The 18635-nt window shown below is 63.4% G+C and carries 18 protein-coding genes and 2 pseudogenes; 8 read left to right on the forward strand and 12 right to left on the reverse strand.

Annotated features, from left to right (window positions below; translation table 11 throughout):
- The first annotated feature begins 2 nt into the window (after positions 1–2).
- Positions 3–1424, forward strand: coding sequence for an MFS transporter (locus ACF0H6_RS01275; protein WP_395248147.1), 1422 nt, complete (start codon positions 3–5; stop codon positions 1422–1424).
- Between the two features lie 37 nt (positions 1425–1461).
- Here ACF0H6_RS01275 and ACF0H6_RS01280 read toward each other — a convergent pair whose 3' ends face one another.
- On the reverse strand, positions 1462–2145 hold the full coding sequence (locus tag ACF0H6_RS01280; protein WP_395249845.1) for a hypothetical protein: 684 nt from the start codon (positions 2143–2145) through the stop codon (positions 1462–1464).
- An 85-nt stretch (positions 2146–2230) separates the two neighbouring features.
- A pseudogene (locus ACF0H6_RS01285) lies at positions 2231–2759 on the reverse strand (DUF427 domain-containing protein).
- 150 nt (positions 2760–2909) lie between these two features.
- On the opposite strand from ACF0H6_RS01285, the gene ACF0H6_RS01290 reads away from it, so the two are divergent.
- The 5 genes from ACF0H6_RS01290 to ACF0H6_RS01310 all read left to right on the forward strand — a co-directional run bounded on the left by ACF0H6_RS01290 (position 2910) and on the right by ACF0H6_RS01310 (position 5556).
- A complete protein-coding gene (locus ACF0H6_RS01290; protein ID WP_395248148.1) occupies positions 2910–3302 on the forward strand; it encodes a nuclear transport factor 2 family protein in 393 nt (130 codons plus the stop codon).
- Between the two features lie 94 nt (positions 3303–3396).
- Complete coding sequence (locus ACF0H6_RS01295) at positions 3397–3693, forward strand: hypothetical protein (RefSeq protein ID WP_395248149.1); 297 nt, start codon at positions 3397–3399, stop codon at positions 3691–3693.
- 72 nt (positions 3694–3765) lie between these two features.
- Positions 3766–4113 (forward strand): VOC family protein, encoded by a 348-nt coding sequence (locus tag ACF0H6_RS01300; RefSeq protein WP_395248150.1) that lies wholly within the window; start codon positions 3766–3768, stop codon positions 4111–4113.
- A gap of 51 nt (positions 4114–4164) precedes the next feature.
- Positions 4165–5178 (forward strand): isopenicillin N synthase family dioxygenase, encoded by a 1014-nt coding sequence (locus ACF0H6_RS01305; protein WP_395248151.1) that lies wholly within the window; start codon positions 4165–4167, stop codon positions 5176–5178.
- A gap of 66 nt (positions 5179–5244) precedes the next feature.
- A complete protein-coding gene (locus ACF0H6_RS01310; RefSeq protein WP_395248152.1) occupies positions 5245–5556 on the forward strand; it encodes a hypothetical protein in 312 nt (103 codons plus the stop codon).
- Between the two features lie 7 nt (positions 5557–5563).
- Here the strand turns inward: ACF0H6_RS01310 and fdxA are convergent, their stop codons facing one another.
- The 8 genes and pseudogenes from fdxA to ACF0H6_RS01350 all read right to left on the reverse strand — a co-directional run bounded on the left by fdxA (position 5564) and on the right by ACF0H6_RS01350 (position 13465).
- Positions 5564–5881 carry a ferredoxin gene (fdxA, locus tag ACF0H6_RS01315; RefSeq protein ID WP_395248153.1) on the reverse strand — a complete coding sequence of 106 codons (318 nt, stop codon included), beginning with the start codon at positions 5879–5881 and terminating at the stop codon, positions 5564–5566.
- 6 nt (positions 5882–5887) lie between these two features.
- Positions 5888–7363 (reverse strand): aldehyde dehydrogenase family protein, encoded by a 1476-nt coding sequence (locus ACF0H6_RS01320; protein WP_395248154.1) that lies wholly within the window; start codon positions 7361–7363, stop codon positions 5888–5890.
- 55 nt (positions 7364–7418) lie between these two features.
- Complete coding sequence (locus ACF0H6_RS01325) at positions 7419–8204, reverse strand: SDR family oxidoreductase (protein WP_395248155.1); 786 nt, start codon at positions 8202–8204, stop codon at positions 7419–7421.
- Complete coding sequence (locus tag ACF0H6_RS01330; RefSeq protein ID WP_395248156.1) at positions 8204–9136, reverse strand: dihydrodipicolinate synthase family protein; 933 nt, start codon at positions 9134–9136, stop codon at positions 8204–8206. Before ACF0H6_RS01330 ends, ACF0H6_RS01325 begins: the two co-directional genes overlap by 1 nt.
- A 51-nt stretch (positions 9137–9187) precedes the next feature.
- Positions 9188–9970, reverse strand: coding sequence for an enoyl-CoA hydratase-related protein (locus ACF0H6_RS01335; RefSeq protein ID WP_395248157.1), 783 nt, complete (start codon positions 9968–9970; stop codon positions 9188–9190).
- Positions 9971–10005: 35 nt separating this feature from the next.
- The gene (locus tag ACF0H6_RS01340) at positions 10006–11253 is read right to left on the reverse strand and encodes a CaiB/BaiF CoA transferase family protein (RefSeq protein WP_395248158.1); all 1248 of its coding nucleotides are present in this window, start codon (positions 11251–11253) and stop codon (positions 10006–10008) included.
- Positions 11250–12632: pseudogene (locus ACF0H6_RS01345) on the reverse strand (FAD-dependent oxidoreductase). Before ACF0H6_RS01345 ends, ACF0H6_RS01340 begins: the two are co-directional and overlap by 4 nt.
- Positions 12633–12856: 224 nt before the next feature.
- Positions 12857–13465, reverse strand: a complete 609-nt coding sequence (locus ACF0H6_RS01350; protein ID WP_395248159.1) for a helix-turn-helix domain-containing protein — start codon at positions 13463–13465, stop codon at positions 12857–12859.
- 657 nt (positions 13466–14122) lie between these two features.
- On the opposite strand from ACF0H6_RS01350, the gene ACF0H6_RS01355 reads away from it, so the two are divergent.
- Together ACF0H6_RS01355 and ACF0H6_RS01360 are read left to right on the forward strand one after the other, a co-directional pair.
- Entirely contained in the window at positions 14123–15427 is a 1305-nt protein-coding gene (locus tag ACF0H6_RS01355) for an MFS transporter (protein WP_395248160.1), read from the forward strand.
- 42 nt (positions 15428–15469) lie between these two features.
- A complete protein-coding gene (locus tag ACF0H6_RS01360; protein WP_395249846.1) occupies positions 15470–15946 on the forward strand; it encodes a hypothetical protein in 477 nt (158 codons plus the stop codon).
- A gap of 104 nt (positions 15947–16050) precedes the next feature.
- Here ACF0H6_RS01360 and ACF0H6_RS01365 read toward each other — a convergent pair whose 3' ends face one another.
- Positions 16051–17016 carry a class C sortase gene (locus ACF0H6_RS01365; protein WP_395248161.1) on the reverse strand — a complete coding sequence of 322 codons (966 nt, stop codon included), beginning with the start codon at positions 17014–17016 and terminating at the stop codon, positions 16051–16053.
- A 125-nt stretch (positions 17017–17141) separates the two neighbouring features.
- The gene (locus ACF0H6_RS01370; protein ID WP_395248162.1) at positions 17142–18623 is read right to left on the reverse strand and encodes a SpaH/EbpB family LPXTG-anchored major pilin; all 1482 of its coding nucleotides are present in this window, start codon (positions 18621–18623) and stop codon (positions 17142–17144) included.
- Positions 18624–18635 lie beyond the last annotated feature (12 nt).

Genomic DNA, 18635 nt, shown 5'->3' on the forward strand with positions numbered 1-18635 from the left:
TGATGCTATCGAGCGGCCTTGTCGCGATCGACGCCACCATCGTGGCAACAGCGGTGCCCTCGATCGTGCGTGAAATCGGAGGTTTCTCCTCGTTTCCTTGGCTCTTCTCGGCGTACTTGCTTGCGCAGGCCGTCTCTGTTCCGGTGTACGCGAAACTTTCCGACATGGCCGGCCGGAAGCCGATCATTCTCACCGGCATCAGTCTGTTCATGCTGGGGTCGATCCTCTGCGGGCTGGCGTGGAGCATGCCCGCGCTTATCGCATTCCGCGTCGTGCAGGGCTTGGGCGCCGGTGCCGTCCTGCCTGTTGCCATCACCATCGCGGGCGATATCTACTCGTTGGCTGAACGCGCGAAGGTGCAGGGCTACCTCGCCAGCGTGTGGGCGGTCTCATCAGTCGTGGGTCCTACGCTCGGCGGGGTGTTCTCTTCCCTTGGAATTTGGCGCGGAATCTTCCTCGTCAATATTCCGCTGTGCATCGTCGCCGCTTGGATGCTGGTTCAAAAGTTCCGTGAGAATATCGAGCGCGTCAAGCACCGGGTCGACTACCTTGGGGCCGCTCTTCTGACAGTATCTTTAACTCTGACCATCCTCGGAGCCCTGGAGGGCGGACAGGCATGGGCCTGGGACTCTCCGGTCAGCATCGCGGTGTTCACCGTCGGTTTAGCGTTGTTCGTTGTCTTCGTCGGGGTTGAACGGCGGGCAGCCGAACCTGTCCTTCCGCCATGGGTGGTCTCGAGGCGTCTCCTTGTCACGACCACGTTGATTTCATTCGGCTGCGGAGCGATCGTGCTCGGCCTGACCTCCTACGTGCCCACCTTCCTTCAGGGGGCGCTTTCGGTCCAGCCGGTTCTGGCGGGACTGGCCTTGGCGGCCCTGACAATTGGCTGGCCGATCAGCGCCTCGCAATCGGGCCGCTTGTACCTCCGGATCGGATTCAGGACAACAGCCTTGATCGGGGTCACCATCACCCTCGTCGGGTCAGTGATCCTCGCCGTCACGGCACACACACCTAACCTCGCGCTTGTCGCGGCCAGCTGCTTTGTTTCCGGGCTCGGACTCGGGCTTCTTGCGACCCCGAGCCTGATCGCGGCCCAGTCCAGCGTCGAATGGCACGAGCGCGGAGTAGTGACTGGCACCAACCTGTTTGCGCGGTCCATTGGAAGCTCCCTCGGAGTGGCAGTCTTCGGAGCCGTGGCAAACGCGATTTACGCGGGCAGCGCCTCCGGGGAGAAGAATTCGCAGACTATCGTGCCCGCCTCCTCGGCAGTATTTCTCGCCGTAGCCATCAGCGCTGCACTCACCGTCGCCGCCGTCCTCGCAATGCCGTCCAAAGGAGTGGAGCCAGATGCTCCACGGAGAAGAGACTCAGGCATGCGACTCCGACGAGTCCGGCAACGGGACGGGCAAAGACGGGGTTCTTAGACGGTGTCCAAGAGCGCTTCCACGGGACAGCAGATTGTCAGCTTTGGTGGAAATCCGGAGCCTTGGGCGCGTCGAGTGCTCCGGCCACTTTCTCTTCCAACGCTGCAATGGTGGCTTCGGGCAAGACAATCAACCCATCCAGTTCGCGACGGGCGCGCTTGTACGCCGTCTGCCGCTCCGCCGATGTCGCGGCGCTGTCCGAAGCGATCCGGAGCAGCTTCCTGGCTGTCTCCAGCCGTTGGCGCTCGGGCTCCGAGAAATTGCTGTCTTTAATGCGTTTGGCTTCCCGTTCTGCCACATCAAACGCCAGCTCGAAACTGCGCACGGCAGCGCGGTATTCGGCGAGCCGGGCCGCCGTCGTGATGTCACTCGGAGCGGCCGGACGTAAGCCGTCAGCTTCCTTCTTAGCCCGCAGGAACGCAACGGTGAGCGGCTCACGCACATCTGACATGACCGGGAAGTCGATAAGTTTTCCGACGTCAAGCTCGTAGCCCAACCATCGCCGATTCACGGCGTCGTGCGCCTCTTGGAGCCGGAGGACCTGGCTCTGGCTGGCTTGCTCTGCTTGCGCCGATTGGTTCCGGAGCCGGTAGATCTCTACCCGACGGCGGTGCCGCCGCTCGCTGGCCCGTGACCAGGACCGCATCCAACCCCCAGCCAAACCGCTCAAGGGAAAGACCAGCCACCAGTTGTGGCTGAGAAAATCGAAGAAGGGGTTCACCGCTTCATCGTCCCACCGGCCCGGACGCTCCTCAAGAGCCTGGACTGATAGTTGGGCCGCCGTCGTGGGCAGGGTCTCGATGGGCTCACCATCCGGCCGTGCCCTGGCCACCCTTGAACGGGCCAATGATTTGTTTGGTGATCCAACCGCCGTAAAAGTCACCAGTCCTGGGAGGTCACCTGCTCGCCGTCGACCTCGCAGGAGTCCATATGAAGCGGGTAGATGGCCACTCGGTTGATAAGCGCCTCGAAACCCCGGGTGGGTTCCGGGTAGGTCCACCCGGCACGGGGAACGACGAGCCCGCCGGCGAGGACGTCAAAGTAGTGCGCTTCTCCCTTGAACTCGCAGAAGCTGGTGCCGTGCACTGGGACGAGCGCACCGGCAGGGAATGCGTCCATTGGCAAGTAGTAGACAGGTGGATGACTCGTCTCCAAGACGCGCACTGCATCGGTGGTGTCGGCAATCACCTGCCCGCCAAGCCGCACGATGACCCGTTCCGATCGTTGCTCGACCCTTGGCGGCCGCGGGTAGTCCCACACCGATTCTTGACCGGGCAACGGTTTGATGGGCCGGGGCCGGCGGACGGAGCGGGAACGACTTTGAGCAGGAGTCATATCCCCATGCTGCCATCCTCCGCTGGGATGCCGCCGTGAACTCCAGGAGGTCCAGTCCGGGCTACCGCCTACCCATCGACAGGCTGAGGGGCCAGGAATAGCCTTAAGCCGTCCGATTTGACCAACAAGGATAACGGAGAGGTGTCCGCCATGGGAGCTACGGAAAACGCTGATTTGGTCCGGCGGGGGTACGAGGCCTTCAACGCAGGAGATCTGGCCACACTCGGCGAGCTATTCGCTGAGGACGCAGTCTGGTACGCGGCCGGTAGCGGCGTACTGTCAGGGACTAAACAAGGACGCGACGCGATCTTTGCCTACTTTGGCGAACTGGGTGGGCGCTCACAAGGTTCCTTCCAGGCAATCGTCGAAGACGTAGTCGGCGGAGAAGACCACACAGTGGGGATCCATCGAAGCCACGCCGAAAGCAATGGAAAGTCCTTGGACGTGGCCAGCACTATCGCCTTCGTGCTCCGCGACGGAAAGGTTGTCGAGGGCCGGGAGTACGCGGAAGATTCTGCCAAAGGAGACGAGTTCTGGGCTTAGGCTCCGGCACAGGTAAAGACTCCTTGACTTCCCGGGTGACGGGGTCTATTGCTAAGCATGTCCGGCACCCTTCCAGACCATCCAAGGAGTAGACATGGAAGCCACGCCATACGGAGTCGTGCATTTCTTCGCAGGAGGTACAAAAGACCAGTACGAGGCCTCGATTGCGGCGGTTCACCCCGGAGAGGGACTCTTGCCCGAAGGCCAAAAGTTCCACGCCGCCGGCGCTTCAGACGGAGGTTGGACCATCATGGCCGTCCATGAGTCGAAAGAGAGCTGGGAAAAATTCCGCGACGGCATTCTTGTGCCACGAATGCAAGCGGGAATCGAGGGAGGATTTACCTCGCCGCCGGAGGAGACCGTCGTCGATCTTTACAAGATCATGCCTTAGCAATTCGGGAGGCCGCCGCTAGGTCCGGCGGCCGGCCTCTTTAGTGATTTCGGCGAAGCGGAAGGAACAACAATGGCCGCCATAGTGAACTACTTCGAGGTTGGCTCGCCTGACCCGGATGCGGCGCGGAGGTTCTACGGCCCTCTCTTCGACTGGACCTTTGGTGAGTCCTCTCCTCCCGGCTACCAGATGGTGGAGGGAGACAAAGGTGGCGTATGGGATACCACCTCAATCGGCGGAGCATCCTGGGCAATCTTCTATGTGCAGGTAGACGATGTGAAGGCAGCGATCGCCAAGGCCGAGTCGCTGGGTGCGAGCGTAGCTCTTCCATTCGTTGACAATGGCTCGATCGAATTCGCGCATCTTCTGGACCCGGACGGAAACCGTTTCGGCGTGTGGCGTCCCAAACAGCAGGCCTGAAACACGGGGAGCACGCGCTTCTCCCAGACTCGATGAAAGGACAAAACTGCATTGGCACTAGATAGCTTGCCCGTACTCGACTTCTCACGCCTGGAAGCAGGACCCGGGGAGGCGTCCAGGTTCCGCGATGACCTGCGCGACGCCATGCATGAGGTCGGTTTCCTCTACTTGGCCGGGCATGGCATCCCGCAGGCGTTGACGGACTCCATGCTCGAGGTCTCGCGCCGTTTCTTCGATTTGCCCGAAGAGGAGAAGCTCGCTGTGGAGAACATCCATAGTCCGCAGTTTCGTGGCTACACGAGGGTCGGTGGCGAGCTCACGGACGGCGCGGTGGACTGGCGCGAGCAAATAGACATCGGCGTCGAGCGCGAATCCGTGAAACCGGGCCCGGGCGTCGCGGATTATTGGCGTTTGGAAGGTCCAAACCTGTGGCCGGCCGCGCTCCCGGAGATGCGTGAGATCGTCTCCGAGTGGACCGAGCGGCTGAGCAACATCTCCCTGACGCTGCTGCGCGCCCTCGCAGTTTCCCTCGGAGCGCCCGAGGACACTTTTGATGCGGCCTTCGCCGCACGCGCATTCCCCGTGCTCAAGATTGTGCGCTATCCGGGGGAGTCCAACCCGGAACCCAAGCAGGGGGTTGGTTCCCATCGCGACGGCGGAGTGCTCACGTTGCTGCTGGTGGAACCCGGCAAGGGTGGCCTTCAGGTCGAATACCAAGGTAAGTGGATCGACGCACCCCAGGTGCCGGGCACTTTCGTGGTCAACATCGGTGAGATGCTGGAACTGGCCACGAACGGCTATCTCAAGGCAACCCTGCACCGCGTGATTTCACCTCTTCGGGGCACAGACCGGATTTCCCTTCCCTTTTTCTACAATCCTGCCCTCGACGCGACCATGCCTCAGCTCGCCGTGAGCCCGGAGTTCCAAGCCAAGGCTCGCGGCTTGTCTGTTGATCCGACGAACAGCCCGATTCTGGAAACTTACGGAGACAACGCCCTCCGCTACAGGCTTCGGGCCCACCCGAACGTCGTCGAGGAGCACCACGCGGACCTCTTGCAGCGTTGAGGCACGGCGAAGTTGAGCGCGCCCAGCCAGAAAACCAGCCAGAAAACAGGGACGGATAATAGGAGCATGGACTTCGAATTGCTCACCATCCAGGACTGCCCAAACGGAACCGCAGCCCGGGAACTGTTTTCCCGGGCTGCGGCATTGGAAGGAACCGATCCGGCTTTGATTTCGATACGGGAGATCACCACCGACGAGGAAGCCTCGGCGTCCGGCTTCCACGGATCGCCGACCTTCACCATGGACGGTGCCGATCTCTTCCCCTCGACGGCCGAACCAGCGGTGACCTGCCGTGTCTACCGCACGGACGGGCGGCTCTCCGGGTTGCCCAGTTTGGAATCACTTCGGCAGGCGATCCAGTCCAGGCTGGCCGCCTAGCAGCCGCTCATGCGTGGACCGGCGCCCCCGCAATAACCGGATGGTCCCGCCCAAGATTCCCCAGCGCCGAGGCGCCTTGGGGAGAACCGATGTCTTTGAAGAATTCCACGTTGGCCCGGACGTAGTCGGCCCACTCATCCGGGACATCGTCGGAGTAGTAGATCGCCTCGACAGGGCAAACGGGATCGCAGGCGCCGCAGTCCACGCACTCGGAAGGGTGGATGTAGAGCGAGCGTTCGCCTTCGTAGATGCAGTCCACTGGGCATTCGTCGATGCACGCTTTGTCCTTGACGTCTACGCAGGGTTGCGCGATCACATAGGTCATGGCCCGCTACACACCGGTGTAGACGGTCTTGCCCCACGTGAAGAAGTCCAGCGCGGACTTTCCTTGTTCCCGGAAGGTGTTGGTGGAGGAGTCCTTGACGCCACCGAACGGGACATTCAAGTCCAGGCCCGCCGTGGGGCGGTTGACCTTGATCACGCCCGCCTGCGCGCGTGCGGCGAAGTCGGTGGCCCGGACCAGCGAATCGGTGCAGATACCTGCTGTGAGGCCGTAGCGGGAATCGTTGATGGCGGCCAGTCCAGCCTCGTAATCGGGAACCTGCAGGACAGCCACCACCGGACCGAAGATTTCCTCCGTCACGGCGGCGTCGTCAAACGGAAGATCCGTGAGTACAGCGGGAGGGAAAAGGAGCGCGCCGGAGGAATCACCGTCGTACTCTCCGTGCAAGAGGGTGGCGCCGCGTTCGACGGCGGTGCGCACCGCGGCCTGGTTCTGTTCGAACTGCTGGCTGCTCACCACTGCGCCCATCTTGGCGGCGTCGATTCCGTCACCGGCAGTGCACTGCGCGGCTTCCGCGAGGAGGGCCTCGAGGAAGGCGTCCCGGATACCGGGAGTGACATAGACTCGCGAGGTTGCCGTACAGGCCTGGCCCGTCAGCCCGAAAGCACCGGCTGCGACGACGGCCGCTGCTTTGCGCGGGTCGGCGTCGTCCAGGACCAGAACGCCGTTCTTGCCGCCCATTTCCAGCTGGACGCGGGCGCGCCGGGCATTCAGGATTTCCTGCAGTCCGAGCCCCACTTTGGTGGAACCGGTGAAGGACAGTCCGGCGATGCGGGGATCTCGGGCCAGGGCATCGCCAACCACGCGGCCCTTTCCGTGGACCACGTTGAACACTCCGGCGGGGAGTCCAGCGTCGTGCAGCGCCCGTGCAAGATGGGTGGCAGAGAGGGGAGTGAGTTCGGCCGGCTTGATGACAACTGCGTTGCCGCTGATGAGGGCGGGGGCGGCCTTCCACGCCGGAATAGCGATGGGGAAGTTCCAAGGAGTGATCAGCCCGACCACGCCCAGGGCCTCGCGGCGGGTGGTGATGGTGGTGTTCGGCAGGCCGCTGGGGAGCACCTCGCCGGTGGCGGCCCAGCCGAGTGAGCCGAAGAAACGCAGCACGTCCAAAGCGCGCTTGACCTCGCCCATGGCTTCAGCGAGGGTCTTGCCCTCCTCGCGGACCAGGTCTTCGGCGATGGCGCCTTGGCGCTCCGCGAGCAAGTTGCCCGCCGTGATCAGGATGGCGCCGCGGGCCGGTGCAGGCAGGGCAGCCCAAGCCGGCTGGGCGGCGACGGCGGCAGTAATGGCCGCGTCGACGTCGTCGGCGGTTCCGCTGGGGGAGAGTGCTGCGAGTTCGTCCGGGCGGGCCGGATTGATTCGCTGCGTTTCGGGCTCGCCGGACCATTCACCGTTGATGAAGTGCTGCACGATTGCTACGTCCGGGTGGGTGGAGAGGGCTGATTCGGTGGCGGTGGAAGTCATGGTATTCCTTTGGCTTGGGCAAATAAGGTTCATGAGGATGGCTGGAGGCCGGGGCTTAGAGGCTCCGGATCAGGCCGCCGTCGCACCGCAGCGCGACGCCGGTGATGTAGGAGGCCGGGGCGCTGCAGAGGAACGCTCCGGCGGCCCCGAATTCCTCGGGTTCGCCGTAGCGCCGGGCCGGGATGGTCTTGCGGGATTCGAGCTGGATTTCCTCGGGTGTAGTGCCGCGCCTTTTGGCTGCCGCCCTGTCCAGTTCGGCGACGCGGTCGGTGGCGATGCGTCCGGGCAGGATCATGTTGACAGTCACGGAGTCCAGCGCCACCTCGGCCGCAAGGGTCTTGAGGTACCCGGCCAGTGCCGCGCGGCCGGTGTTGGACACGGCGAGGTTGGGCAACGGCGCCACGACGCCGCTGGATCCGATGGCCAGGATCCGTCCCCATCGGCGCTCCCGCATCCCGGGCAGGACCTTCGAGACCAGTGCATGCTGCGGCTTCACCAACAGGTCGAACGCCGCAGCGATGTCCTCGGCGCCAAGGCTGGCCGCGGCACCCGGCTTGGGGCCGGGGCCGTTGAGCACCAGGATGTCAATGGGACCGAGCGCCTCGACTGCGCGATCGACGGCGGCAGCTACTCCGTCCGGAGAGCTCAGATCTGCTTCTATGGCTACCGCGCTGTGACCGTCAGCCTGTAGCTCGGCTGCGATCTTCTCGGCCCGTTCGCGGCGCCGGCCGGTAATGGCCACCCGGACGCCCTCGGCCGCGAGGCCGCGCGCGATCGCGAGTCCCAGTCCTCCGGTGGAGGCGGCGACGAAGGCGGTCTTCCCACTGATTCCGAGGTCCATCAGGGCCTCCCTGCTGTGTGAGTGGTTCGGGTGGGGGAAGCGTCCAGGGCACGGGCCGCTTCAGCCAGGTGGGTGAGCATGCCTTGCCGAAGGACCTCCGGGAACGGCGCAGCGGGCGGGCGGACACCGGATTCCTTGATGAGCCCCCGCTGGAGGAAACATTCTTTCCGTACAGCCAAGGCGATCCGCACCTGCTGTTCGAAATTGATGAGAGGAAGGTAGGGGAGCAGTTCGTCGCGCGCGGGGCCGTAACCTCCCGACTGCCATGCGCGAACGCAGGCAACCAGGGCCTCCGGGTAGGAGAAGCCCGTCATCGCACCGGCGGCACCGGCCACGAGTTCGTCCAGCAGGCCTTGCCCGCCAAGGCCGCCGAAAACCGAAACGTCGACGGCGGAAGCCAGTTGGGCGATGGACACGCTGGTCGGCGGGGCCTCGGCCTTCACCGCGACGACGAACTTGCACGCCTGAACAATGTAAATGAGCGCTTCCGTGCTGATGCTGACCCCGCTGGCCACGGGGTAATCCTGCAGGACTACCTTGGCGCCAGTGGATTGGTGGATGGCGTTCAGGTGCGCGATCACCACCTCCGCCCGGGCCGAATTGACCTGCACCATGGCTGCCGCGAGCCGGTCTCCTGCGATCGCCTGGGCTGCGCGGATTTCTTCGACTGCCGTGCCCGTGAAGAGCGAGGTCACACCCACCACGAGAGGTAGCTGCGTTTCCTCGACCACAACTTCCAGCACGAGGCTGCGTTCGGCAGCTGTCAGGGCAGCGGCCTCGCCGAAGACACCCAAGACCGTCAGCCCGGTGGCGCCAATGGATTCATAGTGCTCCGCCAACTGCGCCAGGCTGTCGGTGTCCAAGTCCAAAGTGCTTCCCTGGAATGGTGTCGCGACGACGCCCCACACTCCGGGGGCAAGGGATTCCCGCATCGGATTGTCCTTCCGTTGGTTCTGAAAATCGCTGTCTTGCATCTGCCACATCTAGCGGCCCGGCCAGACTGGCTGGCGCTTCTCTTGGAACGCGCGTACTCCCTCGGCTGAGTCTTCGCTGTCGAGCGCGTCCATGAGGGCCGGGAGCCTGAGGCCGCGGGCTTCCGCAGCAGTCAGATGGCTGGTCCGGGTGACCATTTGCTTGACGGCCCGGACTGAGCTGGGCGCGCAAGCGAGGATCTGATCCACCCAACGCTGAACGGCGGCGTCAAGCTCGTCAGCGGGAACCACCTCGTTGACCAGTCCCATGGACTGCATCTCCGCAGCCTCGGCCTTGCGGCCGGTGAGGAGCATGCCCATCGCTTGGGTATAGGGGACACGGCGAACCAGCTGGTGGATCCCGCCGTCGAGCGCCAGACGCCCAACCCGCGGTTCCGTCAAACCGAAGCGGGCCGTGTCTGCGGCCACCACGATGTCGGCGCCGAGCACGATCTCCATGCCGCCGCCGAGCGCGTAACCGTTGACCTTGGCGATCACCGGCACGTCAAGGCTGGTGCGCAGGCTCAGCCCGCCGAAACCGTTGGGGTCCAGCTCGGCCCAATATTGCAGGCCGGTCTTGTCCACGGCAGAGGCGGACATGTCCGCTCCGACGCAGAACGCGCGGGTGCCGGCACCTGTGATGACGACGGCGCGCACCCCCGGATCCGCTTCGATCTGGGCCCAGATCTCGTTGAGCCTGGCCTGGGCGGTTCCGTCGACGGCGTTGAGCACGTGCTGGCGGTCGATCACCACGGTGGCGAGGTGGTTCTCGATGGTCAGCGTGACCTCGTCCACGATTGTTTGTACTCTCGTTTCTTCTATCGAAGCTGTCACCGGAGGACCCCCAGCTGCTGCAGGCGCTCAATGGTCTCGGCATCGAAACCGTTCTCCAGCAGGACCTCGACGTTGTGTTCGCCCAGCCGCGGCGCCACGCGCCTAACGGTAGGCGGAGTGGCGGAGAGCCGGATGGGCGCGTTGAGCATTCTCACAGTGCCGACGCCGGGATGCTCGGCTTCCACGATCATGCCGTTGGCCTCCGTCTGCGCGTCGGCCAGTGCCTGTTCCAAAGTGTGTACGGGCGCGTTGAGCAGTCCCTGGCCTTCCAGCTGGTTGGTCCAATACTCAGTGGTGTTCGTGGAGATGCGCTCCCGGAAAATCGCCTGCAGAGCCGGCTTGTGCTTGAACTGCTGCTCCAGGGTGGCGAATTCGGGGCGTTGCGTGAGGTCCTCGTCCAGGCCCAGCGCTTCGGAGATCCGGGCGAGTGGGTCCGGAGTGAAGCCGCCCACCATGCAGACGGCGCCGTCGGTGGTTTCAAAGACGCCGCTCAGCGGCATGGCTCCCCAGTTGACCTCGTAGCCGCGGTTGAGCTGCATGCATGCCTCCTGCATCTGCAAGTGCAGCATGGAGTCGTACATGGTCACCTCAACTTTTTGCCCGACGCCGGATGCTTCCCTCGTGCGCAGCGCCAGCAGGATGCCCTGCATGAGGTGCATGCCGGTGATGTAGTCGCACAGCGTAGTGGGGTAGATGCCGGGCTTCACGTCGTCGGACTCGCGGCGCCACATCACGCCTGAGTAGGCCTGCGCGATCGCGTCCTGCCCGCCCTTGTGGGAGTACGGACCTACGGGGCCGAAGCCAGTGCCGGAAGCCCAGATGATGCCCGGATTCCCGGCCTTGAGTTCCTCGTAACCGAAACCCATCCGCTCCATGACGCCGGAGCGGAAATTGCTGACCACCACGTCCGCATCGGCCATGACGCGGCGGAGCACGTCGCGGCCTTCCTCGGTGCGGGTGTCCACGGAAACGCTGCGCTTATTCCGGTTGATGGACAGGAAGATCGGATTGTCTTGGCCGTCCTTGTCCGGGAACGAGTTGCGCGAGATATCCCCGGCGCCCGGGCGCTCCACCTTGATGATGTCAGCGCCGTAGTCGCCCAGCAGCTGCGTGCACGACGGTCCCATGAATACCTGGGTGAAGTCCACGATCTTGATGCCTTCGAGGGGGAGCGGCACCGATCCGGCGGTTGCCGTAGCAGTTTCGCTCAGGACGCTCTCATCGAGAATGGTGTCGGTGCTCATGCTCCCACCACGGCTTCACTGTCGACGGTAGCGTTCGACGACGGGACGTCGCCCGGGTCCGCACCATGCCGGCGCATGCCCTGCTGGATGTCCAGCGCCGAGACTTCGCGGACCAGCGTGCCGCTTTGGACGGCCAGTGCGGCGGCGACGCCGACTGCCTGGCCCATGGCCATGCAGGGCGGGATCTCGCGGGACATCTTCTGAGCTTCCGGAGTCGCGGAGTAGTGGCGACCGGCGACGAGCAGCTGGTCGACCTCCTTGGGAAGCAGCGAGCGGAAGGGATAGTAATAGTCCCGGCCGCGGGCCACGGAGTCTGCGAAGTGGCGGCGGGACGTGACGTCGTCCTTTGTCATGACGTATTCGCCTTCGAGCAGGCGGGTCTGCCGGACGCCCATCTGGGACGCGACGTCGAGCATGTAGCAGTTCTCAAAGCCCGGCAAGTGCGCGCGGACGTACTCCACGGCCTCGGTGATCCGGTCCCGTGCTGCGAATTCAGCGGCAGTCATGTCCGCCGGGTCCACGCCGTCGTATCCGGTCATGTGGGGAGCGTTGCACCAGACCACGCCGTCGATGGGCGTCTTGAGCCACCACAGTTCCCAGGGCGCCCCCGAGAAGACGCTTGATGGTGCGGTTGATGGCGCGGGCTTCCTTGGGATTGGCCTGTTCGAAGGCCTCCGCTGCTGCTGTGTCCACGTTGCCGAGGCGGAACACGAGGGTGGTGAGGTAGCTGTCCTTGACGTAGCTGGCGCCGGCACGGGAGGCGACGTCGATGTCACCGGTGGTGTCGATCACGACGTCGGCCATGAAGGCCTGGGTCCGGACTTGGTCTCGCAGATGACGCCCTTCATGACGCCGTTGTCCACGATCGGGCGGGAGAACCACGAGTGCAGGCGGAGGTTCACGCCGGCCTCACGGACGAGGTCGTTGGAGACTCGCTTCCAGCCGTCGGGGTCGAAGGCCGCGGCGTAGCAAACGGGCTTCGGGGTGGTGTGCGAGTGGAAGTCGAAGGTGCCGTAGCGGCCCCACTTGTTCCACAGTTCTTCGGAGGTCTTGCGGTCATCGGCCGGCGGGACAATCGCCAAGCCGAGCTTCTGCAGGCGCTCCACGTACTCGGAAACAATGCCGGTCACAGTGATTTCCTGGCCGTTGATCATGTCGTCGAGGACCAGCACCATGCCACCGGAGGCGAGGCCACCGAGGGACGAGTAGCGTTCCAGAAGGGTGACGGACGCGCCGGAGCGTGCCGCGGTGACGGCTGCGGCCACTCCAGCGGGTCCACCGCCGACCACGAGGACGTCGGAGCGGGAGATGACCGGTGCGGTGAGATCCGCCGTCGTAGTGCTGAGTTCCAGTGACGACGTGGTGGCAAAGGCATTCATGGTGGGGGATCCTTACTTCCCGGCGGGCACGCCAATGGAACGAGTGCCGGGGGTATAGATGAGGTGCTCAGGAGGAGTTCGCAGCGATGCAAGCGGCGAATTGACCCTGGCGGAGGGCATGACGCGGAGAGGCCTACTGGCCTTGTTGCGAATATTGGAGAAAGTTGCGTACAGACACGGAAGCATCAGTACGCGTACGGGCGACGGCAGCTAGGGCCGACTGATCACCACACGTGTGGTGCGTTCACCCAGATCGCTACGCATACCTCTTCGTAGCTGTTTTTGTACCAGTGAGGCGTATCCGATGAGAAAGTGATCGAATCGCCCGCCTCAAGCGTGTAGCACTCTCCGTCAAGAAAGATGTCTTTCCTCCCGGACAGGATGATGCCGAATTCCTCGCCACTGTGGCGGAAAGGAGTGGCGCTGGTGTCGTGGCCCGGCGGGCTAACGATCCATTGGGCCTCCAGCGCACCATTGAGATCCGGAGTGAGAAGCTCATAGACTGCTTCTCCTACGGACTTCTTGGTGACGCCTTTGAGGTTCCGTCGCTCGGACTTCCGGACAACAGGCGACCTGGTTCTTCCCTGGCCGATGAAGAACTTCCCCACTGGAATGTCCAGGCCGTGCGCCAGTTGAGCCAGGGTCGTGAACGACGGATTGGCCAGTCCACGCTCGATCTGGCTAACGATCGCCGGGCTAAGCCCGGTGATCTCCGAGAGTTTGGACAGGGTCATGCCCTTGTCCTTTCGCATAGTGCGGACCTTGTTGCCGACAGTCGCAAGAAGTGCGCTCGTGCCAGCGGGGGAAGATACCGCAATGCTCTCGTTGGTCATGATCCAGCTTTCTCTCGGTGAGCTGACTCACATAACTATAGTGAAAAATTTTAGCGAATCAATGGTTTGGTGAAAATAATCTGATCGCCGATGCCTTTGACCCCCCGGCCCGCAGTTTGGTGGGGCATGTGTGGGAGCGAGTCGGGGCGAACACGCCCCGCCCGACCCTTGGAAGTGGAGGTGAATATTTTTAAAAGCATTGACCTGGTGAATATCTTCAATATAGTTATGTGAGTCGCATCACTCGGGGGATTGCTGCACGATTCATAGACGTGGGCGCATCAACCTTCCCCCGGAAGAACCAGCCGGCCTCACGTCCATCTTCGTGTTCTCCGTAGTGATGCGTCGACATCCAAACAAGCCACGTGCCCCCAAGTCCATCGCAGCCTGTCCACGGAGAAAGCCTCGCTGCCACGCGGACAAGGGGGCCGGTCAACAGGGTCAGCTCCGTTGCCCGGCTGGATGTCACCGTTTGCATTCAAGCGCTACGAAGAGGCATGCGTAGCTATCTGGGCTGACTCCCCTCCCATGAGGTGAGCTGGTAAGGCCCTGCCGAACCAAGCCAAAATGATAGTTTCGATCACCTTCCACACCCCCGGGTGCCAAGGGTGATCCGTACCCTCACGCACCGCGAAGGTGCGGAGGAAGGAAAGAATCATGACTGACACTGTCGTCAAGAATGGCCCGGCGAGTGCCCGGAAATCCCGGCTCTCTCCTGAGATCCGCCGTGGGCTGCTGGGCCTCGGACTAGGGAACACCCTTGAGTGGTACGACTGGATGGTCTTCGGGCTGCTGTCGGCCTTCATCGGGCCGAAGTTCTTCCCCTCGCAGGATCCCACCGCGGCGACGCTTAACGCGCTGGCGGTCTTCGCCGTCGGCTTCGCGTTCCGCCCGCTTGGCGGCGTCCTGCTCGGTACTTTCGCCGACAGGATCGGCCGCCGGAAGGTGATGCTGTGGTCCATCATGATGATGGCAGTCACCACGCTGATTATTGCGCTGTGTCCGACGTACCAGCAGATCGGCGGCGCTGCCGGCACAATCCTCCTGGTTTGCCGCATCGTACAGGGCATCTCGACCGGTGTTGAAGCTCCGCTTTCCACCGCACACGCCGTCGAACTGGTTCCCGTGGGACGCGAAGGGTTCGTTGCAGGCATCATCTCCTTCTTCGTCAACTCGGGCATCCTCCTCGCCTCGCTGGTCAGCTACCTGTGCAGCCTGATGCTGAGCGGGGCCGTCATGGCCGACTGGGGTTGGCGCATTCCCTTTATCGTCGGTGCAGTCTTCGGATTCATCGTGGTCTACCTTCGCCGTACCCTTCCGGAAACCATGAAGCCGGAGGAGCTTGCGGAAACCTCCTCCAAATCAGTCTGGAGTGGAGTTGGCAAGCATTGGCTGAGCGTCCTCGCCATCACGTTCGTCGTTGGCGCAGCCCAGGCTTATAACTACGCCTGGAACACCGGACTTCCCACCGCTGCCCGCAGCAGTTTCAAGGAAGACGCAACCGCCGTCTTCGCCCTCACCACCATCCTGGGCGTGGTGCTGGTTGTCGGCAGCCTGGTGGTCGGCAGGCTCGCCGATGGCAAGTCGATTTCCAAGTGGTTCCTGATCACCCGCGCGCTTTCCATCCCTTCGGTGTTTCTGATGTTGATGTACGTCCGTCCCGGCATCGGCGGATTCGCCGCGGTCCTCCTCGGCGGCTCGGTGGTCCTGGTCCTGAACATGACCCTTTACAACGTCGTCACAAGCTCGCTGATGCCCAAATCCTGCCGCGGCGCCGGAACTTCTCTTGGTTACGGAATTGGCGTCGCCCTCTTCGGTGGCACGGCCTCTTACCTCCTGGTGTGGCTCCAGTCCATGAATGCATCGTGGATCTTCCCGGTTTACGTCGCCGTCCTGTCCTTGCTGAGCATTGTTTTCTACGTGTTGGCACGGCGGAAAAACGGCATCTTCATTGGGAACTAGGAGGGTTCATGGGCTTGGCTCACCAGAACCGCAGCCTTGGGGGTGCTTGTGATCTCCTATGAACTCAGTGAGTCCGATGTCGAGCTCTACAACGCAGCCCGGGAGATGCTCCTCGCGGCGCATCATGGTGAAAACCACCGTGTGGCCGCCGCCATGAGGGGCGCATCCGGGGTCATCTACCTGGGCCTCCACATCGGTTCAAAGCGGATCAACGTCTGCGCCGAGTCCAGTGCACTTGCCAACGCCCGGATGGCGCAGGAAGTGTCCATCCAAGCGGTGGTCGCCGTCAGCATGGACGAACACGGCGAACCCCAGGTCACCAACCCTTGTGGCCTTTGCCGGGAACTGCTCCGCAACTACGGGGCAGAGACTTCCGTTCTGGTAGATGCTGCTGGAGAGGTTGGAAGGGTGGCTCTCGAGGGGCTCTTGCCTTATCCATGGATGCGGGCAAGCGAAACTGAATGGACCACCCTGCCGCCGGACCTCGGCGCACGCGACCTGAGCGATCGACTACGGTGAGGACGCGTTAAGACAGCCGGCACAAAAGTGCGCCAAGCAACAAACTAGGGCAGCAGGCAAAAGGCCGGGACGTGAGTCCCGGCCTTTTGCTGTCGTTCGCCGCGTCACGGTTTCCGGCTGCGGTTCCAGAGGGTGGCGGTGGTGTAGAAGGCGGTCAGGCCGACGGCAAAGTACACGATCCAAAAGGGAAATGGGGTCCTCGTTTGGGGCGCTGCGAGGGTTTGCTGTTCCGGCGCGTCTTTGGGGAGCTCCGCGATCCGGGTGGCGTGGACGAGGAGCCGGTGGGAGTTCACTCCGATGGGTGTGCATGTGATCAGGGTGATGGTGTCCTGGCCGGGGGTGATTTTCAGGGAGGAGATGTCGTCCGGTTTGACGACTTCGATCTTGTCGACCTGGTAGAGGAAGGTCTGGTCCAGAACGTCGGTGGTGAAGATATCGCCGGTTTTGGCGTGGTGGAGTGGGTTGAAGAGTTCGGCGTTGGGGATTCCTGAGTGGGAGGTCAGTACGCTGTGTGTGCCCGGGCCTCCGACGGGCAGGGAGGAGCCGTAGAGGTGGCCGACTCCTTTGGCCAGGACGTCGTCGCTGGTTCCGTGGTAGGTCGGCAGGTCGATCTTGAGTGAGGGGTAGCGGAGTCTGCCGATCACGTCGTCGTTGGCGAGGTTCAGCTGGTTTTGGTAATCCTTCAGCTGCCCCTCCAAGGCTGTGGTGGGGGTTTGGGCAGAGTAGGGGTCGCGCAGTTGCCCAGGGGGGATACGGGAGTTGTAGTCCCTTGCCCGATCCAGGATTTTGGTCCGGGCCGAGGGTTCGAGTTGTTGGACGTCCTGGGCGTAGCCGGAGAGTTGGTTGTTGTGGTTGATGGAGCTGAACCAGTCCGCGGCCTGGGGGTAGAGGACCGGGCTCAGTCCCACGGCGGCGATGGCCATCATCGCGACCAGCCGGCCGCCTGCTAGGCCGGGCCGGATCTGGTTTCGTCCGGTCGCCGGTTTGCGGGGACTGCGGGTTTTGCGGGGCCGATGCCGGGGGCCGTCGGGGCCGGAACCCTCCAGAAATTCTTCGAGGGTTTCAGTCATGCGCTTACTCTCGTCCTTGAAGGTGGAACGGTGTGCCCTCTTGCTTGAACGCGGAACGGGTATGGGGCACCCCGCGAGGGATGCCCCATACCGTTCATCAACGGGTGCTAATCACTGGATGCTGATCAGGGGGCGGTGATGTTTTCCGCTTCGTGGCGCTTGCGTCGGCTGGTGACCATCAGGAGTCCTGCACCGGCGAGGACGAGGATGCCGCCTGCCGTGAGCGCGAGGGTTCCGGGGCCGCCGGTGAGCGGCAGCTGGAATCCGGCGTTGTGCGGGACGTTGGTGACGGTGACAGTAACGACGGCGGGGTCGGAACTGGTGACCGTGGTCTGGACCGGCTGGGCAAGCAGTTCATACCCGGCCGGGGCTTTGGTTTCCACGAGCCAGTACGCCTGGTAACCGGGCTGGCCCGGGCTCACGGCTGCGCCGTTGGCCCAGTTGGAGTAACGCAGCCCGGAGATCACCAGGTTGCCGGTGGCATCGGTGGTCCAGGAACTGGTACCCGCGATCGTGATCGCGTTGGTGCCGGCCAGGGCGTCAGCCTGGGTCGGGTAGACGGAGAACACGGCCCCTGCCAGGGCAGCGGAGGTCTTCGAGTCCTGCTTGTGCAGGACAATGTCGCCCCACTTGGTGATCACCGGGGGAGTCACGATCGGACCGCCGGGCTGCCCCGGGGTGATGGTGAAGCTGGCGGCGTTCGGGTAGACGGCAGCCGTGTTCGAGATCTGGCCCACCGCGTTGACGATGGCATTCACGGTCACCACAACCTTGGCTGTGGGGTTGGCGGCAAGGATGGCCCGGCCGCTGGCGGTGAAGTCGACCGTGAGCTTGTTCGTGGCCGCATCGAAGACGACGGTGTAGTCCGTGTTCAGCGTCAGGGCTGCACCGTTGGAAAGCGCCACGGTCGAGCTGGCGTAGCTCAGCTTGGTGTCGAGCTGATCAACGATCCGGTACCCGTCGATGGGGTTGACGTTGGGGATGTCACCGGTGATGGTCCACTGGACGTTGTCCCCGAGCTTGATCGCGGGGGCGTCCGTGACGGTCTTCGTCGCGCCGGTCACGGCGTTCTTCGGGTAGACGTTAACGCTGTACATCCAGTTGTTCTCGTTGACCGGGTCCGTCATGGGGAGCGTGACGAGGAACGGGGCTGCGGGGGTGACACCGGCCGGGTAGCCGGTCTCGGTGACGAGGTACAAGCCCAGGGGCAGGTTCGCCAGAGCGGCCGTTCCTGTCGCGTCCGTGGTCACGGCGGTACCGGCGGCAGCCTGCGCGGCGGCTTGTGCCGGGGTCAGGGCCGCCGCGGCAGTCCAGCCCGCATTGGTGGTGAGGTCAATGTTGTTGACCTTCTGAACCGAGAACGTGACTCCGGCCAGGGGTGTCAGCCCGGTGAGTTGGGCGGGGGTCAGGGCCGTTCCGTTGTTGGGCAGGCCCGTCGGCGTGGCCGGGGTCTGGTATTTGTGGATGGTCAGCGAAGCCGTCTTGGTCGCGTCGATGTTCGCGATGTTCGCCGCATGGGCACCTCCTGCCCCGAGGGCGAGCATGCTTGCCGAGGCGAGTACGGCCAGGGAGGCGAGTATGCCCCGTTTGAACTTCGATGATTTCATCGTTTTCCTTTC

It is taken from the genome of Arthrobacter sp. NA-172 (genome assembly GCF_043952055.1).
Classification (GTDB): Bacteria; Actinomycetota; Actinomycetes; order Actinomycetales; family Micrococcaceae; genus Arthrobacter.